The 25,518-nt window shown below is 41.4% G+C and carries 26 protein-coding genes, 1 tRNA gene and 1 other RNA gene; 6 read left to right on the plus strand and 22 right to left on the minus strand.

The features are described from left to right. Positions 1–116 precede the first annotated feature (116 nt). The 6 genes from gla to JQ843_RS02300 form a co-directional block, all read right to left on the minus strand. Positions 117–1,022: an aquaglyceroporin Gla gene (gene gla / locus JQ843_RS02275; protein ID WP_000348094.1), complete on the minus strand. Its 906-nt coding sequence runs from the start codon at positions 1,020–1,022 to the stop codon at positions 117–119. Positions 1,023–1,181: 159 nt separating this feature from the next. After that, positions 1,182–2,348: an ATP-grasp domain-containing protein gene (locus JQ843_RS02280; RefSeq protein ID WP_203212786.1), complete on the minus strand. Its 1,167-nt coding sequence runs from the start codon at positions 2,346–2,348 to the stop codon at positions 1,182–1,184. Between the two features lie 12 nt (positions 2,349–2,360). After that, entirely contained in the window at positions 2,361–3,101 is a 741-nt protein-coding gene (locus JQ843_RS02285; RefSeq protein ID WP_203212787.1) for an esterase family protein, read from the minus strand. Between the two features lie 20 nt (positions 3,102–3,121). Next, positions 3,122–3,946, minus strand: a complete 825-nt coding sequence (locus tag JQ843_RS02290; RefSeq protein WP_084951156.1) for an alpha/beta hydrolase — start codon at positions 3,944–3,946, stop codon at positions 3,122–3,124. A 136-nt stretch (positions 3,947–4,082) separates the two neighbouring features. After that, positions 4,083–5,297, minus strand: coding sequence for a tRNA uracil 4-sulfurtransferase ThiI (thiI, locus tag JQ843_RS02295; RefSeq protein ID WP_049546708.1), 1,215 nt, complete (start codon positions 5,295–5,297; stop codon positions 4,083–4,085). Positions 5,298–5,305: 8 nt separating this feature from the next. After that, entirely contained in the window at positions 5,306–6,448 is a 1,143-nt protein-coding gene (locus JQ843_RS02300) for a cysteine desulfurase family protein (RefSeq protein WP_203212788.1), read from the minus strand. Positions 6,449–6,586: 138 nt separating this feature from the next. On the opposite strand from JQ843_RS02300, the gene JQ843_RS02305 reads away from it, so the two are divergent. Beyond that, positions 6,587–7,021: a DUF6556 family protein gene (locus JQ843_RS02305; RefSeq protein WP_203212789.1), complete on the plus strand. Its 435-nt coding sequence runs from the start codon at positions 6,587–6,589 to the stop codon at positions 7,019–7,021. A 44-nt stretch (positions 7,022–7,065) separates the two neighbouring features. Here the strand turns inward: JQ843_RS02305 and JQ843_RS02310 are convergent, their stop codons facing one another. From JQ843_RS02310 to JQ843_RS02325, 4 genes are all read right to left on the minus strand, one after another. Continuing rightward, a complete protein-coding gene (locus JQ843_RS02310; RefSeq protein ID WP_338014935.1) occupies positions 7,066–9,369 on the minus strand; it encodes a DNA translocase FtsK in 2,304 nt (767 codons plus the stop codon). An 88-nt stretch (positions 9,370–9,457) separates the two neighbouring features. Continuing rightward, complete coding sequence (locus JQ843_RS02315; protein WP_141230875.1) at positions 9,458–11,410, minus strand: fructose-specific PTS transporter subunit EIIC; 1,953 nt, start codon at positions 11,408–11,410, stop codon at positions 9,458–9,460. After that, positions 11,407–12,318: a 1-phosphofructokinase gene (pfkB, locus tag JQ843_RS02320; protein ID WP_203212790.1), complete on the minus strand. Its 912-nt coding sequence runs from the start codon at positions 12,316–12,318 to the stop codon at positions 11,407–11,409. The genes JQ843_RS02315 and pfkB overlap by 4 nt, the downstream gene beginning before the upstream one ends. Next, positions 12,315–13,055, minus strand: a complete 741-nt coding sequence (locus tag JQ843_RS02325) for a DeoR/GlpR family DNA-binding transcription regulator (protein ID WP_203212791.1) — start codon at positions 13,053–13,055, stop codon at positions 12,315–12,317. The genes pfkB and JQ843_RS02325 overlap by 4 nt, the downstream gene beginning before the upstream one ends. Positions 13,056–13,216: 161 nt before the next feature. Between JQ843_RS02325 and JQ843_RS02330 the strand changes: the two genes are divergently transcribed. Then, positions 13,217–13,304 (plus strand) — tRNA-Ser (locus JQ843_RS02330). Positions 13,305–13,382: 78 nt separating this feature from the next. Here the strand turns inward: JQ843_RS02330 and JQ843_RS02335 are convergent. The 5 genes from JQ843_RS02335 to JQ843_RS02355 form a co-directional block, all read right to left on the minus strand. Continuing rightward, on the minus strand, positions 13,383–14,717 hold the full coding sequence (locus JQ843_RS02335) for an Nramp family divalent metal transporter (RefSeq protein WP_084926623.1): 1,335 nt from the start codon (positions 14,715–14,717) through the stop codon (positions 13,383–13,385). 387 nt (positions 14,718–15,104) lie between these two features. Further along, positions 15,105–15,452: a transfer-messenger RNA gene (ssrA, locus tag JQ843_RS02340) on the minus strand. A 61-nt stretch (positions 15,453–15,513) separates the two neighbouring features. Next, a complete protein-coding gene (locus JQ843_RS02345) occupies positions 15,514–16,149 on the minus strand; it encodes an SGNH/GDSL hydrolase family protein (RefSeq protein WP_203212792.1) in 636 nt (211 codons plus the stop codon). A gap of 1 nt (position 16,150) precedes the next feature. Beyond that, complete coding sequence (locus JQ843_RS02350; protein ID WP_203212793.1) at positions 16,151–16,978, minus strand: HAD family hydrolase; 828 nt, start codon at positions 16,976–16,978, stop codon at positions 16,151–16,153. Between the two features lie 21 nt (positions 16,979–16,999). Then, complete coding sequence (locus JQ843_RS02355) at positions 17,000–18,325, minus strand: CapA family protein (RefSeq protein WP_203212794.1); 1,326 nt, start codon at positions 18,323–18,325, stop codon at positions 17,000–17,002. Positions 18,326–18,499: 174 nt separating this feature from the next. Here JQ843_RS02355 and def point away from each other — a divergent pair, with 174 nt between their 5' ends. Both def and rlmB read left to right on the plus strand, forming a co-directional pair. Continuing rightward, complete coding sequence (def, locus tag JQ843_RS02360; protein WP_001272956.1) at positions 18,500–19,111, plus strand: peptide deformylase; 612 nt, start codon at positions 18,500–18,502, stop codon at positions 19,109–19,111. 44 nt (positions 19,112–19,155) lie between these two features. Beyond that, entirely contained in the window at positions 19,156–19,884 is a 729-nt protein-coding gene (gene rlmB, locus JQ843_RS02365) for a 23S rRNA (guanosine(2251)-2'-O)-methyltransferase RlmB (protein ID WP_000855720.1), read from the plus strand. Positions 19,885–19,923: 39 nt separating this feature from the next. Here rlmB and trxB read toward each other — a convergent pair whose 3' ends face one another. The 7 genes from trxB to JQ843_RS02400 all read right to left on the minus strand — a co-directional run bounded on the left by trxB (position 19,924) and on the right by JQ843_RS02400 (position 24,276). After that, on the minus strand, positions 19,924–20,835 hold the full coding sequence (trxB, locus tag JQ843_RS02370) for a thioredoxin-disulfide reductase (protein WP_020901890.1): 912 nt from the start codon (positions 20,833–20,835) through the stop codon (positions 19,924–19,926). A 65-nt stretch (positions 20,836–20,900) separates the two neighbouring features. Then, on the minus strand, positions 20,901–21,125 hold the full coding sequence (locus JQ843_RS02375; protein WP_000926599.1) for a DUF4059 family protein: 225 nt from the start codon (positions 21,123–21,125) through the stop codon (positions 20,901–20,903). Positions 21,126–21,202: 77 nt separating this feature from the next. Beyond that, entirely contained in the window at positions 21,203–21,946 is a 744-nt protein-coding gene (locus tag JQ843_RS02380) for an amino acid ABC transporter ATP-binding protein (protein ID WP_203212795.1), read from the minus strand. Further along, a complete protein-coding gene (locus JQ843_RS02385) occupies positions 21,946–22,746 on the minus strand; it encodes an amino acid ABC transporter permease (RefSeq protein ID WP_001103445.1) in 801 nt (266 codons plus the stop codon). Before JQ843_RS02385 ends, JQ843_RS02380 begins: the two co-directional genes overlap by 1 nt. A 157-nt stretch (positions 22,747–22,903) precedes the next feature. After that, positions 22,904–23,260: an arsenate reductase family protein gene (locus tag JQ843_RS02390; RefSeq protein WP_000889083.1), complete on the minus strand. Its 357-nt coding sequence runs from the start codon at positions 23,258–23,260 to the stop codon at positions 22,904–22,906. Between the two features lie 12 nt (positions 23,261–23,272). Further along, positions 23,273–23,782 (minus strand): methylated-DNA--[protein]-cysteine S-methyltransferase, encoded by a 510-nt coding sequence (locus JQ843_RS02395; protein ID WP_203212796.1) that lies wholly within the window; start codon positions 23,780–23,782, stop codon positions 23,273–23,275. Then, on the minus strand, positions 23,782–24,276 hold the full coding sequence (locus tag JQ843_RS02400; protein WP_203212797.1) for a GNAT family N-acetyltransferase: 495 nt from the start codon (positions 24,274–24,276) through the stop codon (positions 23,782–23,784). The genes JQ843_RS02395 and JQ843_RS02400 overlap by 1 nt, the downstream gene beginning before the upstream one ends. Positions 24,277–24,410: 134 nt before the next feature. Between JQ843_RS02400 and JQ843_RS02405 the strand changes: the two genes are divergently transcribed. Continuing rightward, the gene (locus tag JQ843_RS02405) at positions 24,411–24,857 is read left to right on the plus strand and encodes a DUF1836 domain-containing protein (RefSeq protein ID WP_203212798.1); all 447 of its coding nucleotides are present in this window, start codon (positions 24,411–24,413) and stop codon (positions 24,855–24,857) included. Further along, entirely contained in the window at positions 24,854–25,501 is a 648-nt protein-coding gene (gene trhA, locus JQ843_RS02410) for a PAQR family membrane homeostasis protein TrhA (protein ID WP_001098000.1), read from the plus strand. Before JQ843_RS02405 ends, trhA begins: the two co-directional genes overlap by 4 nt. The last annotated feature ends 17 nt before the right edge of the window (positions 25,502–25,518 follow it).

Raw genomic sequence — 25,518 nt, forward strand, 5'->3', positions numbered from 1 at the left:
CCAACTCTTTTATTTTAAAGGATTTTAGAATTTTTTACAAGAAATTATGCTCAGATTTACTGATTTTTCGTAAAAATTTCACTTAAAAAACCGAGGATTTCCTCGGTTTCAATTTCTTATAGGTAAAGGAATTTGAAGATAGCTACTGCCGCAATTGCTGCTGCAATCGGTGCTACTACTGGTACCCAAGAATACCACCATTTTGAATCACCTTTGTGCTCACCAAGAACTGATTTTGGAAGGAAAGCATGAAGGAGACGTGGTCCCAAGTCACGGGCTGGGTTCAAGGCAGGCCCTGTAGGTCCACCAAGTGATGTTACCAAGGCCATAACAAGGAATCCAAGTGCCAAGTGAGCAATTCCAAGACCAGAAGTCATAAATGGCGCTACTTGTTCTTTAGCTTGGTCAAGTGCTGCTGTTACTTGTTCTTGAGGAATTGTTTGACCTTGAGTAGTTGCTTGTGCAACTTGAGCATTGATAGCAGCTTGTGCTTTTGATACTAGTTCAGCACCAAAGAAGTTTTTAGTCATACCAAGGGCTGCAAAGAAAAGAACAAATGAACCAACAAACTCATTTACAAAACCATTAACAGTTGCTGCAAAATGTGATTCTTTTGTACCATTATCCAAACTTGAAATTGTTGAGAAAGTACCCAAGATGTTGTTTGGATTTTCAGTTTTCAAGTAGTATGGGCGGTGTGTTGCCACAACCAAGGCTTGACCAAAGATAGCACCCAAAACTTGTGCGATGATATAAGGCGCAACTTGTGCCCAAGGGAAGAGACCGCTGATCGCAAGTCCAAGAGTGAAGGCTGGGTTAATGTGGTTACCAGATACGTTACCAAACATCAAGGCTGGAATCATAACCCCCATACCATAACCAACAGCGATAACGATCCAGCCACTTTGGTGACCTTTCGTACCTTTAAGTTCAACGTTGGCAACTGCACCATTTCCAAGAATGATCAAAATAGCAGTGGCCAAAAATTCAGTGGCATATTTAATTGCCCATGTGAAATCCATTTGATAGATTCTCCTTAAAATTTTTTAGACAATCTTTATTCTATCAATTTTTATATCTTTTAGCAACAGGTTTTCTAAAAGAATATATGGGAAAGCGGTTTTATTTCTCTTATTGAAACAAAAGGATTAAGGAGGTGCATTTCCTTAATCCGAGAGTTCTTATTCTTGACGTTGTCCGAAATCAGCAATCATCTGCTCCATTTCTTGTCGACTCGGAGTTGTCAACATATACAGGTAATCCCCTTGAAGTTCCGCAAAGGCTGCAGGCATGATTTTTTTAACCTTGAACTGATGACTGTATTTGGCAAGCAAGTCCTCCTCAGAATAGACATAGTGAGCATTCGCACGACGGGATGTAGCTAAACAAAACTGAGGTTCAAATTCTGACGCTGGGAACTCTTCTCCTGCGACAATAGCTGCATATCCACGATAGAGGTCCAAGGAATGAGCAAAGTTATAAACATCAATGGTAAAACCACCTGCAGGACGGTTATTGTACTCAATAGCAATGTAGTCGTCCCCTTCGCGGAAAAACTCAATATGGAAGAACCGTTCTTTCATACCAAATTCTTTGACAATTGCCTCACCATATTTACGTAATTTAGGATCCATATCCTTGAGAACGTAATAAGAATTGTCCATCTTGTAAATCATGAGATCAAGCGGTGTATAGGCGTAGTCAAAGGTCGTTGAGAAGACAATCTTTCCATCCTTATCCACTAAACCATCAAAGGTGCAAATTTCGCTGGAAGTGACAAATTTTTCAAAGAAATAAACGGTCGAATGGTCCCATTCTTGCTTGAAGTGATTGATATCGTCTTCTGTCTCGAGCTTAAAGGTCGCGGCTGCCCCAACTCCATTATCAGGTTTGGCAATCATTGGAAGGCCGATTTCTTTCACTGCTTGATCAACGTCTGCTTCCGTCTTAATAACAGCTCCAGGGACTACAGGGACACCAGCTTTTTTGAAGAGTTTCTTCATTTCAGACTTAAATTTAGTCTTTTTGAGGTCTTCTGGTTTGGCACCAAAGACATTAAATTGTTCTCTGAGTGTTGCATCCAGCTCAAGCCAGTATTCATTATGGGACTCGATGCGATCGATAGGACCATGCTTGTAGAAAAGAAATGCAACTGCACGCTTGACTTCGTCTACATTTTCAAGATTATCAACACGGAAATACTCAGTCAGGCTAATGCGTAAGGGCTCATCCAATTGCTCGTAAGGTTCTTGGCCAATTCCCAAGACTGTGATGCCTTTATTAGCTAGTTCAATAGTAAACTGTTGAAAGTTTTGCGGATAGTAGGGAGAAATAACAAGGTAATTCATAGGTAACTCCTTTTATAAATAGAGATTGCCAAGGAAATAAGGCATTTGTTTGCGCCACCATTCCCAGTCGTGGGCGACATCGTGTCCCCATTCAGCAAACCAGGCTGGAATTTGTTTCTGATCAAAGGCTTCTTTGAGCTTGTAAAAGGATGGTAAACCGTCTTGTTCCCAGGCTCCAAGACCCGTACACAGCACAATCTCTGCCTGACGGTAACGGTCAATAAACCAGCCGTCATTCTGATTCCAGATATAATCTACTGGCGAGTTTTGGTAAATGGCATCGTCATTGTAGTAATCACCGACAAAGAAACGTGCATCGTAAACACCACTAAGAGCAATCACCTTGGTAAAGACATCTGGATGCTGGAGGAAGAAATTGACAGCATGGTAGGCGCCCATTGAGCAACCTGTCGTCATCATACCATCAAACCAACCTGTCTTATGCTTGATAAAAGGAATGGCCTCCTCAATCACATAGCTCTCGTAGGCACGGTGCATCTCTGCTTGGTCGTACCCATTTTTCCAAGTGGCCAACCAGCTCTCACTATCTACACTGGACAGGGTAAAAAACTGAACACGGCCTTCCTCGATAAAGGAAGCACAGGCATCAATCATGCCAAAATCATAGTATTCATTGTGACTACCACCTGATGAAGCAAAAACCACAACTGGAATCCCAGCGTGTCCATAACGATTAAGGTACATTTCACGATTAAGATTGCCACTCCAATGGCTAAGATGTTCAATATGCATTGGCTTTCTCCTTTTCTAACTTACCATTTCTCTGCAAAAAATCTCAGACAGTCTGGTAAATTCTCCGACCAAGGGATTTCACTATGGATGGCACCAGATTGAACTTTCAAGACAAGATTGTCCAGATGAACTCCCCCTGCTATCAAATCATGGTAATAGCGAAGCGACGAATCGATATAGGCTTGTTTGATATTACCAGCCATCAGGGTCTTGTCCGTATCATCTGCTTCTTCAGTTCCAACATAGATAAAGATACGCTGGTCAGGCGATAGTTTCTTGCGTTCAATATAGCGATTAAAGGCTTCTTGATGGAGCCAGTTGGCAGATGAAAAGACGCCCAAGCAACCAATTTGGTCTTGGTATTCCAAACCGATAAACTGGGTAATATTGCCTCCTAGTGAAGACCCAATCATAGCCGTATGCTGGCAGTCAGCTTTAGTACGGTAGGTCTCATCGATAAATGGCTTGACCACCTCCATAACAAACTCGGCATACTCCACGCCCTTACCGCCAAATTGCTGTCCTGGGATAGGAGATTCTTGGAACTTCCAAGCCGCATACTCATTCATCCGCCCCATACCATCATTGTCAATGGCGACGACAATCATGCGACTGATATCAGGATTACGCTTAATAGCTGGGATAATCTTCCATGAATGTCCAATGAAAGACTCCTTGCTATAAAAAACATTTTGCCCGTCATGAAAGTAAACAACAGGATAGGAACGATCCGTGTCTTTCTCATAATCTTTAGGCAGAAGAACACGTACACGGCGTTCCTTACCTGTATAAGGAACCTTGAGTTTGTGTTCTTTCATTTTTAAATAAAAGTAGGATAGATTCATTGTCAGAAAACTCTCTATATTCAAAATTTTATTTTATTATATCACAATTATAGAAAAAAAGTTAGTTTTGCTTCCACTTTTGGAATTAAAAACTAACTTTTTCATCTATTTTTCTAAATTCTTCTGGATTTTCTGATTAGAGCAGATTGTCAATCAAGTCATCCACTTCATCTTTTTCGGCTTGAGGTGTAATCTCAGTAATCATAATTCCAGCCACTGCTCGCTCAACTAAGCCTTCAACATCCATACGCGCTTCGTACTGCTCCGCATTCTTAATCTTAGGATTTGTTTTTGGACGATCTGGCGCAAAAATGGTACAACAGTCTTCAAATGGCTGGATTGAAATGTCAAAGGTATCGATTTCTTGTGCAATATCAATGATTTCCAACTTATCCATTGTCACAACTGGACGGATGATGGGAGTGTTGGTAACTGCATTGATAGCCTGCATGCTTTCTAAGGTCTGGCTGGCTACTTGACCTAGGCTTTCCCCATTGATGATAACTAAACCATTTCGTACCTCACGAATACGATCTGTAATCCGCATCATAAAGCGACGAGTTAGAGTCATCAAGTAAGCTTCTGGCGCTTTGGCCTTGATTTCCTCTTGAATCTCTGTGAAAGGTACTTCGATAAACTGGATATTTCCCCCAAACTTGGTCAATTTTCGAGTCAAATCTTGGGCTTTTTTAAGGGCACCAGGACTAGTATATGGTGGGCTGGCAAAGTGAACGGCCTCAATATCCACCCCACGCTTAAGTGCAAGATAACCTGCTACAGGTGAGTCAATCCCTCCTGACAACATGAGCATCCCTTTACCTGAAGTTCCAACTGGCAAACCACCAGCCCCACGAATGGTTTCATAAGAAAGATAGGCTGCTTCTTCACGTATCTCCACCTGAAGATTGATGTCAGGACTTTTCATTTGAGCTTGCACATTTGGAATAGCTTCAAAAACAGCACCTCCAAGGGTTTGATTGAGTTCACGACTATCCAACTCAAAGTTGTGGTCGCTACGCTTGCTAGAAATTTTAAAGGTCATGCCATCCTTGTAGATGTCCTGCATAATCTCTTGGACAGAAGACTTCAGAACTTCTACAGATTTTTCAACCTTATAAACAGGGGAAAAGTTTTGAATTCCAAAAACTTGTTTAAGCGATTCTGCTACTGCTGTATAATCTGCTCCATTGAGGTAAGCGTGGGCACGGTCACGATCTGCCGTTACCTTAACTTGGGGATAGATAGACAAAACGTCTGAAATATTATTGCGAAGTTTATTGATGAAACGCATACGGTTTTTGCCCTTGGTTGACAGCTCACCGTAGCGAATCATAATTTCTGAATACTGCATGAATGCTCCTATCTTACTTTTCTAGTTTGATTGTAAATCAATTTTAACTTGGTCAAGAACTGCTCGACCTGACTCATATCATTTTCAAGGTCTAGGCTAAGACGCACAGCTGACTGAGCCTTATCTTTATCTACTCCCATGGCAATCAGGGTTCCGGCTGGTTTCCCTGCCTTGGACGAACAAGCAGAGGTCGTTGAGATAAAAATATCATAGTCTTCAAAGGCGTGAACGATGACTTCACCACGAACACCCTTGATTCCAAAAGTCAGAATATGAGGGGCAAAGTCTTCCTCATCTGAAAAGACAGAAATATCTGGATAGTCCAGAAGTGCTTGGCGAATCACTGCCTTCATCTGACCAGTCTTGCTCCTAAAGATATCTAGCTTTTCCATAGACAAGCGGAGAGCCTTGGCTGTCGCTGCAATTCCTGCCACATTTTCAGTTGTCGAACGGTAATCACTTTCCTGACCACCACCTGTTAAAAGAGGCGTAATCTTCTTTCCAGACTTGATATAGACAAAACCAACACCACGAACTCCGTGGAACTTGTGACCAGAGAAAGTCGCGAAATCCACTCGTTCTGTCAGATACTTTTCAGTCGGAATCTTAGCAAGTGCTTGAACCGCATCAACGTGGAAGGAAATAGTCGGCTTATCTGCCAACAGTTCTGAAATAGCCTCAATGGGCTGAATAGAACCGATTTCATTGTTCACAGCCATGACGGAAACGAGGGTCGTATCAGGTCTTATCAAATCTGCTAGCGCTTCAACATCTACAAATCCTTTGTTATCAACTGGAGCAAAATCCACTTCAAACCCTTGAGATTTCAACCAAAGGGCTGACTCTTTGACTGCCGGATGTTCAATGGCTGATACAATGATGTGCTTTCCAAACTGAGCCTTTTCAAAGGCCACACCCTTGATAACCCAGTTATCTCCTTCTGTCCCACCAGAAGTAAAGAAGATTTCCTCACTTTTCTTACCGATTAAATCCGCAATCTGTTGACGGGAAGCATCTAAGATTCGTGTTGCCTGGTCTCCCAAACGATGGAGACTAGATGGATTTCCTAAAATTTTTGAAGCGACCTGCATATAAGTTTCAAGGGCTTCAGGATAGGGCTTGGTCGTCGCCGAATTATCAAAGTAAATCATGTTTTCTCACGCTTTCTAAAATCACTCCTTCTATTGTATCATGAAACGGAGCTTGCGACAAGAAAGGGCAATTCCTCTTTTTTTAAGATTTTTTTAAAGAAATGAGGTATAATAAATTTTAATTAAAGGAGAGAATGCATGTCTAATTATCGTAGAACTTCAAAACCAAAAACAGAACACATCAAAAAAGGCTTTACAGTCTTTCAAAAAACCGTTGCTACTATCGGTAGTATCCTCGGCTTAATTACTGCTAGTATCACGATCATGAACGCCTTGGATAATAACAAAAATACTAAAAAAGAACCTACGACAAGCCAGACGACAACAATTGTCAAAGAAATTCAAAAGGAATCCCCTCAGGAAAACACTAGTCCCAATAAGGAAAATAATACTAGTCAAGAAAAAACACAGCAAGAGGAAACACCAAAATCTAGCGTCAAGGAAGAGAAAAAAGAAGAGCAGAAAGCAGCAACTCAGGACTCTACTACTCCTGCTCCTACTCCAAGTAAACCTGCTACTGAAAATGAAAAACAGTCCAATAGTCCAACTTCGGAAAATAAAACTAATCAATAATCACTAAAATAGCCTCCTTCCAAACTTGGAAAGAAGCTATTTTTTTATTGTTGTAAAACTTTTCTTGGTTTGGTACCTTCAGCTGGACCAATGACACCTGCCATCTCAAGCTCTTCCATGAGACGGGTCGCACGGTTAAATCCAACTGACAAACGACGCTGAATCATAGATGCGCTAGCTTTCTGAGTTTCGATTACCAAAGCCTTGGCTTCTTCAAAAAGCGGATCTCCACCAGTTTCACCATCTGAGAATTCACCTTCATTTTCAGAAACCTCACCTGGATCAAAACTCTCATCGTAGTCCGCATCTGCCTGAGCCTTGATAAAGTTTACGATGCGTTCAACATCATCATCCGAGATAAAGGATCCTTGGAGACGAACTGGATGATTTTCATCAATCGGTTTAAAGAGCATATCTCCTCGACCAAGCAGTTTCTCAGCTCCATTTTCATCTAAAATAGTACGGGAGTCTGTTCCTGATGAAACTGCGAAAGCGACACGAGATGGGACATTGGCCTTGATCAGACCAGAAATGACATCAACGGATGGACGCTGGGTTGCAAGAATCATGTGGATACCTGCAGCACGCGCCTTCTGTCCGAGACGAATGATGGCATCTTCCACTTCCTTGCTGGCAACCATCATAAGGTCAGCCAACTCATCCACAATCACGACAATGAGCGGTAGCGGAATTTGCTTGTACTCAGACTGGGCATTGAACTCTTCTACCTTGGCATTAAAGCCTGCAATATTACGAACTCCAACCTTGGCAAAGAGTTCATAACGATTTTCCATTTCATCCACGACCTTTTGCAAAGCCTTGCTGGCCTTACGTGGATTGGTCACGACTGGAATCAAGAGGTGGGGAATATCATTGTAAACAGACAACTCAACCATCTTAGGATCGACCATCATAAACTTAACTTGGTCAGGTCTCGCCTTCATGAGGATGCTAGCGATAATGCCGTTAACAGCTACTGACTTCCCTGAACCCGTTGAACCTGCAACTAGCAAGTGGGGCATCTTGGAAAGGTCAAAAGCTCTTGCGGTGCCATTAACTGCCTTTCCTAGAGGAATTTCTAAGAGATTTTCTGCTTTCGTTTGAGATTGTTCCCATAGTTCGCGGAAGGATACCGTCGCAATCTCAGAGTTAGGAACCTCAATTCCCACTAAAGATTTCCCTGGGATAGGTGCTTCGATTCGGACATCCTTGGCCGCCAAGGCTAGAGCGAGGTCATCTGCTAGATTGGAAATGCGGTTGACCCTTACACCGACTGCTGGCTTGACTTCATACTTGGTCACTGACGGCCCAATTTCAGCCCGTTCAACTGTTACCTTGATACCAAAACTAGCAAAAGTTTCTTCTAGGATTTTGATGTTTTCTCGAACAATCTTCTTCTCTTTCGACTGGTCTTTTGGTTTATCTGGGGCAAAGAGTTGTAAGCTTGGAAGTTTGTACTCAAGAGCCTCCTTGGCTGAAAAATCGACCTGAACATCTTCATCATCAGAGCCATCTTCCTGTTCAGCGAATTCAAGTTCAGCTTGAGGCAAGATGATTTCTGGTTCCACCCACTCTTCTTCTGGAACAGGAGGAACGTCAAGCACAACATCATCAGTCAGAATTTCACCCGTTTCCATATCAACAGGAGGCAAATCGAGTAAGGCCTTTTCAGCTGCTTCTTTTTTTAATTTAGCTTCTTCCTCAGCTTTTTGACGAGCTTTTTCTTCTTGTTTAACAAAGCGTTCCTCTTTTCGACGCTCATGCCCTTCCCACCATTTGGCAAAGCCTCTACTGAAAAATTCAGCAATATCGTAAACAGACCAAGGACTGACTAGGAGAGCACCCACTAAAATCAAGATAGAACCAATAAAGTAAGTACCGATATTTGAGAAGAGAAAGGCTGTTGGCACATAGAGTCCAACACCAATCAAGCCACCTCCAGCAAAACTGGTCGTTCGAAAACCAGTCAGATCCGTCACAACCTGAGCCATGGTTCCTTTTAGAACGGACTTGTCCAAACCATATTTCCAAACTAAGTAGGCCTCAAAAATCAAGAGCAAACCTGCAAATATGGTGAAAAACCCTGATAAGTGGCCTTCCTGTTTTCGTATCCACTTGAAAAAGAAGAGGTAGAGCAGGATACCAAATATTGCCAGATAAGCTAGGCTACCTACTAGCAAGCGAATTAAATTGTAAAGGGTTATACCTGCAGCCCCTAATTTGAAGGCTGCAAAAATCAATAAAATCGCGATTCCTAGCGAAATCAACATCCGTTGTATCGCTTCTTTTCTTTCGAGTTCTGCTTTAGACGGTCTCCGTCTTGTTTTACTTGTATTCTTGTTTGCCATTCTTCTATTATACCATATTTCACAGGCATTTCGGAAAGAGAAAAAGACTGCACCAAACGGTCCAATCTTTTTATTTTCTATCTAAGTTTTATGCTTGTGGTTTGCGTAGGTAACCATAAACTACACCACTTACAATTGCTCCAATCAAGACAAAGACTAGGTAAAGAAGGGCATTTGAAGTAAGAGCGATGACGAAGATTCCTCCGTGTGGCGCCATGAGTTTGATACCTGCAAGACCAACGAGTCCGCCTGCTACTGCAGAACCAAGGATAAAGCTTGGGATAGCACGAGCTGGGTCAGCGGCACCAAATGGAATCGCTCCCTCAGTAATAAATGACAAGCCCATGATGATGTTTGTCAAACCAGAGTTGCGTTCTTCCTTAGTAAATTTATCTTTAAAGAGAAGAGTTGCGACAAAGATTGCAAGTGGTGGCACCATTCCTCCAGCCATAACTGCTGCCATAGCAACAGAACCACCTGAAGAAACAGTTGCTGCAAGCGTACCTGTACCAAAGACATAGGCAGCTTTGTTAACTGGTCCACCCATGTCAACAGCCATCATTCCACCAAGGACGATACCAAGAAGGACAGCTGAACCGCCTCCAAGACCGCCTAGGAAGTCATTCATAGCAGTGTTGATTGCTGCCATTGGGATGTTAACAGCTAGCATGACAAATCCAGTCAAGATTGTTCCAAGAAGTGGCAAGAGAAGGATTGATTTTGCACCTTCAAGTGAACGAGGAACTTTAACGTATTTCTTGATAGCAAGAACTAAAGCACCTGCGATAAATCCACCAACAAGGGCACCTAGGAAACCAGATGAGACACCTGCAAGAGTTGAAGTTGCTTCACCACCTGCTGCATAAGGGATTTTACCAAAGGCAAAACCTTCTTTAGCAATAGCACCAGCCACAAAACCCGCTACCAAACCTGGTTTTTCAGCGATAGAGTAGGCAACATAACCTGCAAAGACTGGGAGCATCAATCCAAAGGCTGCACCACCAATTTTCATGAACATAGAAGCTAACTCATGGTAAGAACCAAGATTGCCAAGGTTTTCATTTGGAACACCCAAAGCACCGTCAATCAAGAAGGCAAGGGCAATCATAATACCACCGCCAATAACAAATGGCAACATTTGTGATACACCACTCATCAAGTGTTTGTAGAAGGCACCACCAAGGCTTTGTTTTTCGTTAGAGGCTGTTGCAGCTTTGGCTCCATTAGCGGCACGGTAGACTTCAGCATCTCCTGAAAGAGCCAACTTAATCAACTCTTCTGTCTTACGGATACCGTCAGCAACTGGACGATTGATTAATGGTTTACCGTCGAAACGATCCATTTCAACTGCCTTGTCTGCTGCGATAATAACAGCTTTAGCCTTACGGATGTCTTCAGCAGTTAGTTGGTTTCCAACACCGCTAGCACCGTTAGTTTCGACCTTGATACCAACCCCCATTTCAGCAGCCACTTTTTGAAGGGCTTCTTGGGCCATGTAAGTGTGGGCAATACCTGTTGTACAAGCTGTAACAGCTACGATGAAGTCATCAGAGTCATTTGCAGGAGCTTGAGCTGGCTCCTCAGATTTTTCTGAAGCTTGGTCAAAAAGTTCGATAACTTGGTCAGCTGATGTTACTTGACGAAGTTTGTCAGCAAAACCATCTTTCATCAAGTATTGAGACAATTCTGCCAATGCTGCCAAGTGGGTGTCATTGGCACCTTCTGGAGCTGCAATCATGAAGAAGAGGTCAGTTGCTTGTCCATCCAAACTCTCATAATCAACACCCTTGTTTGACTTAGCAAAGAGAACAGTCGCTTTTTTGACAGCAGCATTTTTACTGTGAGGCATTGCGATACCATCACCCAAACCAGTAGAAGTCAAAGCTTCACGCGCCAAAATTCCTTCTTTAAAGGTTTCAAAGTCTGTCACATAACCGTGATCTACCAAACTATTAATCATCTCTTCGATGACAGCATTTTTTTCAGTTGCCTGCAAATCCAGCAACATGACATCTTTTCTCAATAGGTCTTGAATTTTCATCGTTTTTCTACCTCAACTTTTTCATATGTTTCTTTTATAAATTCTGCCGTTGCCAAGTCATCTGAGAAGGTCGTTGCTGTTCCGCAAGCTACTCCCCATTTGAAGGATTCTACTGCATCTTTAGATTTGACAAATTCACCTGTAAATCCAGCGACCATAGAATCACCAGCTCCAACTGAATTTTTGACTGTTCCCTTGATTGGTTTAGCGAAGTAAGCACCCTCAGAAGTGACAAGAAGGGCACCGTCACCAGCCATAGAGATAATCACGTTTTGAGCACCTTTAGCCAGTAACTCACGAGCGTATTTCTCAATTTGGTCCAAACTTTCGAGTTTAACCCCAAAAATCGCTCCAAGTTCATGATTGTTTGGTTTAACCAAAAGTGGCTGGTAGTCCAAACTATCAATCAAGGTCTGTCCTTCAAAATCACAAACGACTTGCGCACCAGTCTGACGTGTCAAGGCAATCAAATCCTTGTAGATAACATTTCCTAGGTTTTTAGCACTCGATCCCGCAAACACAACCGTATCATCTGCTGTCAGACTAGATAAAATAGCTTTCAATTCTTCTAGCTGAGCTGGTTCGACATTTGGACCAGTCCCGTTGATTTCTGTCTCTTGGTCTGCTTTGATTTTAACATTGATACGAGTATCTTCTGCCACTTGGACAAAACGTGTCTCGATTGCTTCATCAGCCAAAGTATCTGTGATAAATTTACCAGTAAAACCTCCGATAAATCCAGTCGCTGTATTTGGAATATCCAAGCGTTTCAAGACACGACTGACATTGATTCCTTTCCCTCCAGCAAACTTATCATCACTATCCATTCGATTGACGCTACCGACTTGGACTTGGTCCAAACGAACGATATAGTCAATAGACGGATTGAGTGTGACTGTATAAATCATACTTCTATTACCTCCGTTTTCTCCTTAATAGTCTGCAAGAGCTCATGCCCTTGACTTGTGATAACAATAGCTCGTTTGAGTGGTGCTACCTTAGCAAAGCAAGTTTGTCCAATTTTTGACGAATCCACCAAGACATAGGTCTGTTTGGCATTCTCTAAAATAGCACGCTTCACAGCCCCCTCCTCCATATCAGGAGTCGTATAATAACCATCGTCCACACCATTCATCCCGATAAAGGCACGGTCAAAGTGCAATTGGTTAATCTGGTTAAGAGCAACGCCCCCGATGCTAGCATCTGTAGCCATCTTGACACTTCCTCCAACCATGACAGTTGGAATCTGCTTTTCAACCAACTGTGCGGCATGGTGAATCGAATTCGTCACAACAGTAATATTCTTATTGACCAATTCATGGATCAAAAAAGCAGTTGTTGTTCCAGCATCAATAAAGATGACATCTTGTTCCTTGATGAGAGAGGCCGCCTTCTGAGCTAGCAACTTCTTCTCTTGAAGGTTTTTGACAGATTTTTCTTGAATGGTTTCTTCTTCCTGCAAGGAATGGGGCAATTCTGCTCCACCATGCACGCGACGAAGCTTGTTTTCCGCTTCCAACTCATCCAAATCTCTTCGAACCGTTGATTCTGACGTTTCTAGCAAACTAACTAATTTTTCTAGAGAAACTACATGATGTTGATTTAACTCCTCTAGAATCAGTTGCTTCCGCTCTGTTTTTAACACTGAATCACCTCCTGTTATCGTTTACACTATTCATTCTATCACACTTTCTTTCAAAGTCAAGCATTTTTTGTCATTTTCTTTCAAAAACTATCATTTTTCTTGTTTCCAGAATTTTTATTGCAAGATAAGAGGCTTTATGGTAGACTATTTGAGTAAGTATTGGAAGATTACTCAAGAGGCTTAAGAGGCCGTGTTGGAAACGCGGTAGGCGTGTAATAGCGTGCGTGGGTTCGAATCCCATGTCTTCCGTTTATTTTAAAAAAGATACCCAAGAAATCTTGGGTATCTTTTTTCTTATATGCTTGTTTTATAACTCGGGTGAATTTCTTAGAAAATATCAAATAACAATTTCACATTGAGAATTGTTAAGATAATGGAAACGATATAGCCAAGGATGGTATTCCATTTGGCATTGGTAAATTCTCCCATCAGTGATTTCTTAGAAGTTAGATAAATCAGTGGGAAGATTGAAAATGGAAGAGCAATCGAAAGAAAGACTTGTGAATAAACCAATAACTGATCCAATGTTTTTTCCTGATGACCAAACAGAACCGCTACAATCATGACAGGCAACAAGGCAAAGAGACGAGTTGCCAAACGAATGAACCATTGAGGTAATCTCATATGCAAGAAACCTTCCATAACGATTTGTCCAGTCAAGGTACCCGTAATTGTCGAATTTTGACCACTGGCTAATAAAGCCAAGGCAAACAAGGTTGATAAGGTCGAGCTAGCTATAGCTCCTGCAATAGTAGAATCCTGCAAGGCATTATACATTTGAGAGAAGGCAGAAATCTCAGATGCATGGCCGAAAAAGAGAGCCGCCCCGAGAATTAATAGAAGGGAGTTAACCACAAAGGCCAAGGATAATTGGAGATTTGAATCCCAGGTCATAAAGCGCACCGCTTTTCGAACATCATCCTTGTCCTTGTGATTGATTTTCCGAGTTTGAGACAAGGAAGAATGCAAATAGAGGTTATGAGGCATAACCGTCGCACCTACAATCCCCAGAGCTAAAGTTAATTGACTTTCATGACCTGGCAAAGGACTCTCAAATAAGGTCGAATTGGGTAAATAACCCTCAACGATTCCTTGGAAGCTTGGATGTGACAAAGCTACCAGATAGGTAAAAATTGCTAGAATGGTTAAAATCAGTGTTGTCACAATAGCTTCAATCTTCTTAAAGCCAAATTTCATCAGAAGCAATAAGAGAAAAACATCCAACACGGTCAAGAGAATTGCTATCATAATCGGAATCTTAAAGAGAAGATTGAGAGCAATCGCTGAACCTAGAACTTCTGCCAGATCTGTCGCCATCAAGGCTAATTCTAAAATCACCCATAGACTATAACGAAGCCATTTAGGTGAATGATGAGCCGTTGCTTGAGCCAGGTCCATCTGTGTTACAATACCAAGCTTTCCTGCCATCTGCTGAAGTTGCATGGCAATGAGAGATGAAATCAAGATAACAAACAAGAGACTATACTTATAGGAAGCACCACCGACTACACTGGTAATCCAGTTTCCTGGATCCATATAACCAACTGCGACAAGAGCACCCGGACCTAAAAAGGCATTTAAATTTTGCCAGAAATGATTGTTATTTGGAGTATCGATAGATTGATTAATCTCAGAGAGTGACACTTTTTTATGAGAAGACATAGATACTTACCTCTTTCTAAACCTACTTTTTCATTATTTTCTATTAGAGAAAAATAAGATTGACTTTAAACTATTAAAACAATGAAAACTATATGAAAAACATTTAGTTTTTTCATTATTTTTCTTAAGGTACCTTAATATTTTTCTTAAGGCACCTTAATTATAACACAAAAATGAAAACTATATGAAAAACATTTAGTTTTTCATATAGTTTTCTTAAGGCACCTTAATTATAACAGAAAATATGATAAAAACTTAAGAAAATTCAGGACTTGATTTAATATTTAGGATACAACAAAATGTTGTATTCTTTTTTTGCAAAAGAATACCAAAGAATAAAATAAAAAACGTTGTAAAAACAACGTTTTAGAAAGGAATGCAAAAGAATAATGGAGCCGGTGGGAGTCGAACCCACGTCCAAACATCTGCTAACATATTTGTCTACAACCATAGGTTATGTATTGTTTTAACAGCTCCTCGACACATAACTCAAGCCTAGGAACTGCGAGTCTATCAATCTCTTATCAAGCCGCTAGACAAGACTTGATCGTATCTCGCTAATAATAAGACCTGTCATTGAACACGAGCAATCCAAATCGGGTCACGCCTGCTGGTTTTTAGGCAGCTAGAGCGTAAGAAGTGTTATTTTTTGCAGTTATATTTAACTGAGCGTTTACGTCGCCACACGAGTCGCAAAATATGCCTCATAATGCCTGTCGAATCCGTAACGACCCCAAAAGACAACAAAACCATTATACCTTATCTAACTCAAAAATGCAAAAAGGAAAGCAATTAACTACAAAAGATAGTCTTTCAAAGATTTTGTCAAAACATGATAACCGGGAACACTAAGGTGCAACCCATCAGTTGTATAATCTTTTTTGAGTTGACCTTCTTGGTCTATCAAACTATCAAAAACTGGCACAAATTCTACCTGCATATAGGCAGAAGCAAGCTCTTGATAGGCTTGATTCCATTTCTGAATTTTTTCATTCGTGCGGATATAGACTGTCTGCTTGTACTCCTCTCCCTCATTGACTGGCAAAATAGAAAGCAATTTAATCTCAGTCAATGGATAATCGCGAGCAATGGATTGTATGATAGCTTCGAGATTATTGAGAGCCTCATTCACTGGAACATCTTTTCCGATATCATTTGTCCCAATCAAAAGGACAATTTTATCTACTGCTCCACCGTACAGATGCGCATCTAGATTCTCTAGTAACAGCCCTGTCTGATAACCTCGAATACCTCGATTGACAATCGTCTTTGAAGTCCCAAATAGTTCCTGCAGAGGATAATATTCGACAATGGAATCCCCAATAAAAAGAATATCTGGCTCTACAACAGAAACCTGATTTAAGTGACGATACTTGGTTTGAATTTTTTCTTGTTCCTTTAGTAACCAATTTTCTAATAACTGTACTGCCACTTCATTCTCCTTTTTCTAACCAGTTTTCCAAGACTTGATAAACTCCGCCTTGGCTGTTGGCTGGCGCTAGAGCAGTAGCCACAGCTTTGGCTTTATCATCAGCATTTTCCATCGCATAGGCAATTCCAGCCATTTCAAGCATTTCAACATCATTTTCACTGTCACCAAAAGCCATGATTTGTTGGGAGGTCAAGTCCCAGCGCTTGAGTAATTCTTCCAAGCCCCATGCTTTATGAATTCCAGCTTGAAGGATATCAATGCAACCATAGCCACTGGATACAGCACGAACACGGCCATCAAAGAGGTCATTGATTTCTTCCAAGACCGAACTCAAACGCTCCTCACCAACAACCATACTCATCTTGAGCACACCACCAAAGAGGTCAGAGGTTAATTCATCCACAAACTGCATCCGTTGGTAGAATTTTTCAATCATTTCTGGAGTCATAAAACTTTCAAGGTCTGTAAAAATGGTACCTTCTTTGACGAAACCACCCTTCATCCCCGTTACAACAAACTGGTCCTGGCACGCTCGACCCTTGAAATGAGCCAAAGCCTTATCGACAATGGCATCATCCCAAGTCTGTGCCTGAATCAGTACATTGTTTTCAAAAATACGAGCACCGTTAGCAACAACCAGAACCACTCGATCGACCAAGTGCTCCAGTAATTGCCTCATGCGGTAAATTTCATTGCCTGTCGCGATGACAAAACGAATACCCCTTTGATCCAACTGATCTAAAATCTTTTCCAAGCGTGGAAGATCAAGCTGGCCTCTAGCATCCAGCAAGGTCCCATCCATATCTGTCGCAATTACTTTAATAGTCATTTAATTCCCTCTGAATTCAAGCTAATCCCACTTCAACCCTACATGTTCATTCATTTCTTTGTAGGCTGTATCAATTCGTTCCTTAGTCGCTTCATCTAATTGGTCACGATGACTGCCACCCTCGATAAAATCTTCTAAGATATAGGTTTGGTAAAGGAAGAGTGGATAACCTTCTGGAGAATAGGTTCCTTTTGGTGTACGGTTTACCCAAGAAGGATGCGCTTTGGCAGTTTCAATTGTCGTCTTACCTGCTTTTTTCTTAATGGTCACATCCATGAGCACGCCACGCTCTGTCCACTTAGCATTTTCTTCATCTTGCATGGTTTCAATTCGTTGATTGGAAATGAAGTTCCCCATTGAATAGATAATGAGTTTCTTGTCTCCATCTTTTTCAACCGTTTCAGACGGTTCAACTACGTGAGGGTGCCCTCCAAAGATAATATCAGCTCCCCAATCGATCATCTTGTGATAAAGAGCCTTTTGTTCTTCAGTTGGTTCCAAGCGATACTCCACACCCATTTGAGGCATGATAATGGTAATATCCGCTTCCTTCTCTGCCCGTTCAATTTCAGCCTTCATCTTGTCTTCATTTAGATCTGAAAGATAGCGGTTATAGTCTTCTTGAGAAATACTTTGCTCAATTCCATTAAAACCATAAGAATAGGCCAAAAGTGCAACCTTAATGCCGTTCACTTCCTTGATAACCAGTGGAGCTTGATCACGAGACTCATGCGTATACACTCCAATAGGTGTCATTCCTGCCTTCTCAATAGCATCTGCTGTTGAGACCACACCTTCTATTTGTGAATCTAGGATATGGTTATGCGCCAAGTCTAGCACTTGATAACCGGCATCCTTGATGGCATCCATAACTTCGCCAGGTGCATTAAAGAGAGGATAACCTGCCAAATAGTGGTCCTTGTTAACAGTACCTTCAAAATCACCTATAATCAAGTCCGCTTGTTTGAGCCATGGTTTCACATAATCATAATTTTCATGAAAATCATAGGTTCCATCTTCTTTTAAAGCAGAACGATAGATGGGAATATGATAGAGGAGGTCTCCGTTGGCCATAATTCTAGCAGTTTTTTCCTCTTCCTGATCTTTAGCATTTTGATTGGTCTTATTAGCTTCTTGAGAAATGGCATCCTTTTTTTGACTGGTTAAAGGAATTCCTTGGAAGCTTTCAAACAACAAGACCAAACCCATTGATAAAGCAACTGCTAGCAAGAGTATCGCCACAAATCCCTTATTACTCCACTTGCGATAACTCCTAAAAAAGTTTACAAAACCCCTCATAAAACGAAAAACTGGTCCACGTTTATGTCTATCTTGTCTTCTTTGCATCTTCATTCTCCCTACTTTCTAATGCAAGCCTTTTCTTTTTATTATATCACAGATAAGTAATTCTTTCACAATTAAATCAAACCTACTAGATATTTTCTATAAAAGCTCGATGCCGTAATGCTTTCAATCCTTGTCATTTTGTGATATCATGTAGAGGTAATGAAAGGAGAGAAAATGTCTGCAATAGAACGTATTACAAAAGCTGCTCATTTAATTGATATGAACGATATTATCCGCGAGGGAAACCCAACTCTACGCGCGGTTGCTGAGGAAGTTACTTTCCCCTTGTCTGACCAGGAAATCATTCTTGGCGAAAAGATGATGCAATTCCTGAAACATTCCCAAGATCCTGTCATGGCTGAGAAAATGGGGCTCCGAGGTGGGGTTGGACTTGCTGCTCCTCAATTAGATATCTCAAAACGTATTATCGCTGTTTTGGTGCCAAACATTGTCGAAGAAGGCGAAACCCCACAGGAAGCTTACGACTTGCAAGCTATTATGTACAATCCAAAAATCGTCTCTCACTCAGTTCAAGACGCTGCTCTTGGTGAAGGAGAAGGTTGTCTGTCTGTTGATCGCAACGTACCTGGCTATGTAGTCCGCCATGCTCGCGTTACGGTTGACTACTTTGACAAGGATGGAGAAAAACACCGTATCAAGCTCAAAGGCTACAACTCCATCGTTGTTCAGCATGAAATTGACCACATTAACGGTATCATGTTTTACGATCGTATCAATGAAAAAGACCCATTTGCAGTTAAAGATGGTTTACTAATTCTAGAATAAAGAAAATCCCGTTGCAAGACGGGGTTTTGTGTTATAATAGAGGCATGAAAACAAATGATATTGTCTATGGCATCCACGCCGTTACCGAAGCCCTCCTTGCAAATACTGGAAACAAACTCTACCTCCAAGAAGACCTACGAGGTAAGAATGTTGAAAAAGTCAAGGAACTAGCTACAGAAAAAAAGGTATCCATTTCTTGGACCTCAAAAAAATCCCTCTCTGAGATGACTGAAGGTGCTGTCCACCAAGGTTTTGTTCTACGAGTGTCCGAATTTGCCTATAGTGAGCTGGACCAAATCCTTGCCAAAACACGCCAAGAAGAAAATCCTTTGCTTTTGATTCTGGACGGGTTAACTGATCCTCACAACTTAGGTTCCATCTTAAGAACCGCTGATGCGACCAATGTTTCAGGTGTCATCATTCCCAAGCACCGTGCTGTCGGAGTTACTCCTGTCGTTGCTAAAACGGCCACAGGTGCTATTGAGCACGTTCCAATCGCTCGAGTGACCAATCTGAGCCAAACTCTGGACAAACTCAAGGATGAAGGCTTCTGGACCTTTGGAACGGATATGAACGGTACTCCTTGCCATAAGTGGAATACAAAAGGGAAAATTGCCCTCATCATCGGAAATGAAGGAAAAGGCATCTCTAGCAACATCAAAAAACAGGTTGATGAGATGATTACCATTCCGATGAATGGACATGTTCAAAGTCTCAATGCCAGTGTTGCTGCAGCCATTCTCATGTACGAAGTTTTCCGAAATAGACTATAAAAAAGTTTCCAGTCATCTGATTGGAAACTTTTTTTATGATTAACTATGTTCGGTGATAAACTTGTAGGCTTCTTGACCAGCGATAGCTCCATCTCCAACTGCTGTTGTTACTTGTCGAAGGTCTTTCAAACGAACATCTCCAACTGCAAAGATACCGTCAACTGCAGTTTTCATGTGATTGTCTGTCACAATCCAGCCTGCCTGATCTTGGATATTCAATTCTTTAACAAAATCACTAAGAGGGTCCAAACCAACATAGATAAAGACGCCACCGAAGGCTTGCTCTGTCACTTGACCTGTTTTCACATTTTCAAATACGACAGATTCTACTCGGTTTTCACCCTTGATTTCCTTAACTACAGAATCCCAGATAAAGCTGACTTTCTCATTCGCAAAGGCGCGATCTTGTAAAACCTTTTGGGCACGAAGCTGGTCACGACGGTGAACAATGGTAACAGTCTTGGCAAAACGAGTCAAGAAGAGGGCCTCTTCAACTGCTGAATCTCCACCACCAACTACCAACAAATCTTGGTCACGGAAGAAAGCACCATCACACACGGCACAGTAAGAAACACCTCGACTATTCAGTTCTTCTTCTCCTGGAACTCCCAAAGGACGGTGTTTAGAACCAGTCGCTACGATAACGGTACGTGTTTCATATGTTTGATCATCGGTCATCACTTTCTTAAAATCACCATGGTCTTGGACATTCTCAACATAGCCATAAATGTGCTCAACACCAAGATTTTCAAGTGGTTCAAACATCTTTTCAGCCAATTCAGGTCCACTAATATTAGCGTATCCTGGGTAATTTTCAATATCAGATGTATTATTCATCTGACCACCTGGCAGACCACCTTCAATCAAACCTACTTTCAGATTACTTCGAGCAGCATATAAGGCTGCAGTCATACCCGCGGGTCCAGCACCGATAATAATAGTATCGTACATATAGATTCCTTCTTTCTTGTTGTAACTATCTTTATTCTAACTCTTTCTTGTCAATCAAGCAAGGATTATGCCTTGAAAACAAGAATTAAACTCATAACCGCAAAGGATAATACTGGAACAACCAAGACACCAATCATAATCATATCATAGAGATGGGCTTGGCGAGCCTTGGCTGTCTTATCAACTCCCGACATGGCTCTCAGTCCAATCCAAATCCCTAAAAAAATCAGGACGAGGATGGTGGTCAAGATCAAACTCTCGAAATATAAAGAAAATAGTTGCAGTAGCATGATTTCTCTCATTTCTATCTTTTTTAAAGAGTAAACTCAGCTAGTCCAGCTAACTGAGTTTTCCTTTATCTATTATATCAAATATAAGTCCGTTTGTAACTAGCGAAGAATTCTTTTGTCCGCTCTTCTTTCGGATGGTGGATAATCTCATCCGGTGTTCCAGACTCGATGATTTTCCCCTTATCTAAGAAGAGAATCTTATCAGCCACTTGGGCTACAAAGGACATATCATGACTAACCAAAATCATAGTTTGACCTGACTTAGCAGCATCTGCAATAGATTTTTCTACTTCACCAACCAATTCTGGGTCAAGGGCTGAAGTTGGTTCGTCTAAGAGCAAGACATCTGGTTTCATAGCGAGCGCACGCGCTAAGGCAACCCGTTGCTTTTGTCCACCTGATAAATGGCGAGGGTAATGGTTTTCACGGTCAGAAAGCCCAACCTTAGCCAACTCTTCCTTGGCAATCTTAGTCGCTTCTTGGTCAGAAAATTTCTTGACAACAACCAAGCCTTCTTTTACATTATCAAGTGCTGTTCGGCGTTCAAACAAATTAAACTGTTGGAAAACCATAGACAGCTTACGGCGTAGGGCAAGGATTTCTTCTTGAGTGATTTTTGAAAAATCAACTGAGAAATCATCAATCTGAATAGAGCCACTGTCAGGTGTTTCAAGATAATTGAGACTACGAAGAAAAGTTGATTTTCCAGCTCCTGAAGAACCAATCAAGGCTACAACTTCCCCTTTTTGAATATCCAAGTTCAGATGATCCAAGACAGTCTGTCCTGAAAAGGATTTGCTTAAATTCGAAATCTTAATCATTAACGAAGGTCTCCTTTCACATCTGTTTGCACTGTATCGGGTGCAGAAATAGCCATTTTTCTCTCGATGAAACGACCGAGGCTTTCAATTCCGATATTGACTACCCAATAAACAAGGGCAACGGAGATGAAGCGCTCAAAGTAACGATAATCAGCTCCACCCAGAATCTGAGCTTGGGCAAATACTTCCACAACACCCGCACTAAAGGCTAGGGAAGTCCCTTTGGTCAAGCCGATTAGGGAATTGATTAAGGTTGGAGTCGCCACAACGGCCGCATTTGGAATAATCACGCGACGATAAACTTGCGCTCGGGTCATCCCCAGACTGCGTGCCGCCTCAATCTCACCAGGATTGACTGAGAGAATGGCTGCACGAATGGTTTCACTAGCATAAGCTGCTTCATTAAAGGCAAAGGCGACAATTGCAAAAGCAGCGGCTGGAATCGCATTGATATTGAAACCAGTTCCCCATTGCTGATTGAGAGCTTTCAAAGCCAAAGGAATTCCGTAGTAGGTCAACATGAGTTGCACCAAAATCGGTGTCCCTTTTAAGAAGCTAACAAAGAAGGCCTGCAAGGGGTATAAAATTTTGACACGATTGATCTTCACAATGGCAAAAAGAAGCGCCAAAACCAAGCCAAAAAGAGCACCACCAATGGTCAACATAATCGTTATTGGAAGTTGTTGGACAATTCTCGGGATTCCATCAAAGACCGAACGCAAGCTAAAAAGCTTGCCATCCGGAATCAATTGCATCAAGTTTTGGTACCAATCTGATGCTAAAATCGTTGTAACATTCATAAAAACATCCTCTCCTGATAATGATTCATTCTACCATACTTTTGCCGTCAATGAAATTATTTGCTACGGTCAGGTACAGACTTTGTCTACCTACTAGTTTATCATACTTTGAAACAGGGAGGTTATATATTTTATCTATCAAAGAGATAGATAAAAACTATTTCAATCCCAATTCTTCATAAGCTTTTCGATAACCGATTTGCTTAACAGTTCCATTTTCTACTAAAATGGGGCGTTTTAACAACATACCGTCGCTTGCTAGCAACTCAGCTGCTTCTTGGTTTGACAGACTTCCTACCTTATCTTTCAGCCCCAATTCACGGTATTTGATCCCACTGGTGTTGAAAAATTGCTTCAACTCAAAACCCGAGGTTTCTAGCCAGTTTAAAATGACTTCTTGGCTAGGTGTTTCTTCAACGATATGGATGGCTTTATAGTCCACACCGAGTTGGTTTAATTCTTGTTTTGCTTTTTTACAAGTTGAACATTTTGGATATTCGATAAATTCTAACATGTCTTTCACTTTCTATTTTATATCTTTAAAATCTGCGCCTTCATGCTCCAAGAGCCAAGCTTTCTTTTCCACTCCTGCAGCATAACCTGTCAGACGCTTGCCAGCTCCCAGCACCCGATGACAAGGTACTAGGATAGACCACGGATTGCGTCCTATCGCTCCACCAATTGCTTGAGCAGAAGCCACTTGCAGGTCTTGGGCTATTTGTCCATAGGTCACTGTCTGACCATAAGGAATTTCCTGTAAATAGGACCAAACTCTCTTTTCAAAATCTGTTCCGATTGGAGCCAAGGGCAAGTTGGATAAATCCTGAGACTTTCCTTTAAAGTAAGCATCTAAGCAAGTAATAACTGGGTCTAAAATGGGATGACTAACAACTGCTTCTATCGTCTCATCTCCTAGTCCCCTCTCAAAATGCTTCTGCTCCTGCACCCAAATGCCATACAGATATTGCTCGTCAGCAACCAAAGACAAGGTTCCTATTGGCGAAAAGTAGAGCATTTTTACGTACTTCTTTTGCATTATTTCTTCAATTTTTGATAGGCCAAGCGTTCGCCATCAACTGGAACCTTACCAACCTGTTTAAAACCGAGTTTTTCAAAGATATGCTGCATGGCCTCGTTTGCAACATGCGTATCTGAGCGAAAATCTAGGTAATCAAATCCTTCAATCAAGCCTTCTAGGAAAGTCTGAGCAACCCCCTGTCCCTGGACATCTGCTGCCACAGCAATACGGTGAAAGACTAGGTACTCTGACTCTCCAGCTTGCCATTTTCCTTCATAAATGGCTTCATAGGCTGCCTCTGGACTCTTGGTCACAGATGCATAAGCTAGTAGTTCTCCCTCTTCCAAGGCTACGTAGGCTTGACCTGAGATAATATCCTCAGTAATAATATCAGCATTTGGATAACCATTTTGCCACTGGTCACTACCAGCATCTGCTAAACATTTTTTAGCGTCTTCCATCACCTGCATAATGGCATCTACTTCATTTGGAAAAGCTAAACGAATTTCCATCTTTTCTCCTCATTTCTGACTAGTTTCTCCCATCATAGCATAATTTAAGCCTTTTCACAAGCAGTTAAAACTTGACTTTCTGTTTTTGTTATTTTATAATCTAGTTATAAAAACTAGATAAAAAGGAGTTGGAAATGAAAACCACCTTTTCCTTCCCAAAATGGGCAGAAATTCCAAACATTGACCTCTATCTGGACCAGGTTTTACTCTATGTCAATCAGGTCTGCGCCCCTATCTCTCCTGATAAAGACAAGGGCCTGACAGCATCTATGGTCAACAATTATGTGAAACATGGTTACCTGACAAAGCCTGACAAGAAAAAATACCAACGCCAACAGATTGCCCGTCTGATTGCTATCACAACCCTCAAGTCTGTATTTTCTATTCAAGAAATAGCTCAGACACTTAATACTCTCCAAACTCAAGCAAGTTCAGACCAACTCTACGATGCTTTTGTGAACTACATGAACCAAGGAATTGATCCAGCTAACCCCATTATCCAAACCAGCTGCCAAACCGTTAAACTCTATCATCAAACTCTAGCCTTAATCGATCATACTCAAGAGGAGGTAATCCAATGAACACTAGTCTTAAACTCAGCAAACAACTCAGTTTTGGAGAGGAGATTGCTAATAGTGTAACCCATGCCGTAGGTGCAGTCATCATGCTCATCTTACTGCCTATTTCATCCACTTATAGTTATGAGACACACGGATTTTTATCATCTATCGGCGTTTCCATTTTCGTTATTAGTCTCTTTCTCATGTTCCTATCATCCACCATTTATCACTCTATGGCCTATGGTTCAACCCATAAATATGTCCTGAGAATCATTGACCATTCGATGATTTATGTGGCTATCGCAGGCTCTTATACGCCAGTCGTCTTAACCTTGATGAATAACTGGTTTGGCTATCTAATTATTGCCATCCAATGGGGAACGACTATCTTTGGTATTCTCTATAAAATCTTTGCTAAAAAGGTCAATGAGAAATTTAGCCTTGCTCTTTACCTGATTATGGGCTGGTTGGTTCTAGCTATCATTCCTGCCATTATCAGTCAAACAACTCCAATTTTCTGGAGTCTCATGGTAACTGGCGGACTCTGTTATACAGTTGGAGCTGGATTTTACGCTAAGAAAAAACCTTATTTTCACATGATTTGGCATCTTTTTATCCTAGCCGCATCTGCCCTCCAATACATCGCCATTGTTTATTACATGTAAAAAAGTTGAGAAATTCA

This window comes from Streptococcus mitis (assembly GCF_905187495.1).
In the GTDB taxonomy this organism is placed as follows: domain Bacteria; phylum Bacillota; class Bacilli; order Lactobacillales; family Streptococcaceae; genus Streptococcus; species Streptococcus mitis_CU.

Excerpts from the sequence above, each read along its gene's own strand:
- gla (WP_000348094.1), bottom strand. The coding sequence starts at position 1,022 with ATGGATTTCACATGGGCAATTAAATATGCCACTGAATTTTTGGCCACT.
- JQ843_RS02280 (WP_203212786.1), bottom strand. The coding sequence starts at position 2,348 with ATGAATTACCTTGTTATTTCTCCCTACTATCCGCAAAACTTTCAACAG.
- JQ843_RS02285 (WP_203212787.1), bottom strand. The coding sequence starts at position 3,101 with ATGCATATTGAACATCTTAGCCATTGGAGTGGCAATCTTAATCGTGAA.
- JQ843_RS02290 (WP_084951156.1), bottom strand. The coding sequence starts at position 3,946 with ATGAATCTATCCTACTTTTATTTAAAAATGAAAGAACACAAACTCAAG.
- thiI (WP_049546708.1), bottom strand. The coding sequence starts at position 5,297 with ATGCAGTATTCAGAAATTATGATTCGCTACGGTGAGCTGTCAACCAAG.
- JQ843_RS02300 (WP_203212788.1), bottom strand. The coding sequence starts at position 6,448 with ATGATTTACTTTGATAATTCGGCGACGACCAAGCCCTATCCTGAAGCC.
- JQ843_RS02305 (WP_203212789.1), top strand. The coding sequence starts at position 6,587 with ATGTCTAATTATCGTAGAACTTCAAAACCAAAAACAGAACACATCAAA.
- JQ843_RS02310 (WP_338014935.1), bottom strand. The coding sequence starts at position 9,369 with ATGGCAAACAAGAATACAAGTAAAACAAGACGGAGACCGTCTAAAGCA.
- JQ843_RS02315 (WP_141230875.1), bottom strand. The coding sequence starts at position 11,410 with ATGAAAATTCAAGACCTATTGAGAAAAGATGTCATGTTGCTGGATTTG.
- pfkB (WP_203212790.1), bottom strand. The coding sequence starts at position 12,318 with ATGATTTATACAGTCACACTCAATCCGTCTATTGACTATATCGTTCGT.
- JQ843_RS02335 (WP_084926623.1), bottom strand. The coding sequence starts at position 14,717 with ATGTCTTCTCATAAAAAAGTGTCACTCTCTGAGATTAATCAATCTATC.
- JQ843_RS02350 (WP_203212793.1), bottom strand. The coding sequence starts at position 16,978 with ATGACTATTAAAGTAATTGCGACAGATATGGATGGGACCTTGCTGGAT.
- JQ843_RS02355 (WP_203212794.1), bottom strand. The coding sequence starts at position 18,325 with ATGCAAAGAAGACAAGATAGACATAAACGTGGACCAGTTTTTCGTTTT.
- def (WP_001272956.1), top strand. The coding sequence starts at position 18,500 with ATGTCTGCAATAGAACGTATTACAAAAGCTGCTCATTTAATTGATATG.
- rlmB (WP_000855720.1), top strand. The coding sequence starts at position 19,156 with ATGAAAACAAATGATATTGTCTATGGCATCCACGCCGTTACCGAAGCC.
- trxB (WP_020901890.1), bottom strand. The coding sequence starts at position 20,835 with ATGTACGATACTATTATTATCGGTGCTGGACCCGCGGGTATGACTGCA.
- JQ843_RS02375 (WP_000926599.1), bottom strand. The coding sequence starts at position 21,125 with ATGCTACTGCAACTATTTTCTTTATATTTCGAGAGTTTGATCTTGACC.
- JQ843_RS02380 (WP_203212795.1), bottom strand. The coding sequence starts at position 21,946 with ATGATTAAGATTTCGAATTTAAGCAAATCCTTTTCAGGACAGACTGTC.
- JQ843_RS02385 (WP_001103445.1), bottom strand. The coding sequence starts at position 22,746 with ATGAATGTTACAACGATTTTAGCATCAGATTGGTACCAAAACTTGATG.
- JQ843_RS02390 (WP_000889083.1), bottom strand. The coding sequence starts at position 23,260 with ATGTTAGAATTTATCGAATATCCAAAATGTTCAACTTGTAAAAAAGCA.
- JQ843_RS02395 (WP_203212796.1), bottom strand. The coding sequence starts at position 23,782 with ATGCAAAAGAAGTACGTAAAAATGCTCTACTTTTCGCCAATAGGAACC.
- JQ843_RS02400 (WP_203212797.1), bottom strand. The coding sequence starts at position 24,276 with ATGGAAATTCGTTTAGCTTTTCCAAATGAAGTAGATGCCATTATGCAG.
- JQ843_RS02405 (WP_203212798.1), top strand. The coding sequence starts at position 24,411 with ATGAAAACCACCTTTTCCTTCCCAAAATGGGCAGAAATTCCAAACATT.
- trhA (WP_001098000.1), top strand. The coding sequence starts at position 24,854 with ATGAACACTAGTCTTAAACTCAGCAAACAACTCAGTTTTGGAGAGGAG.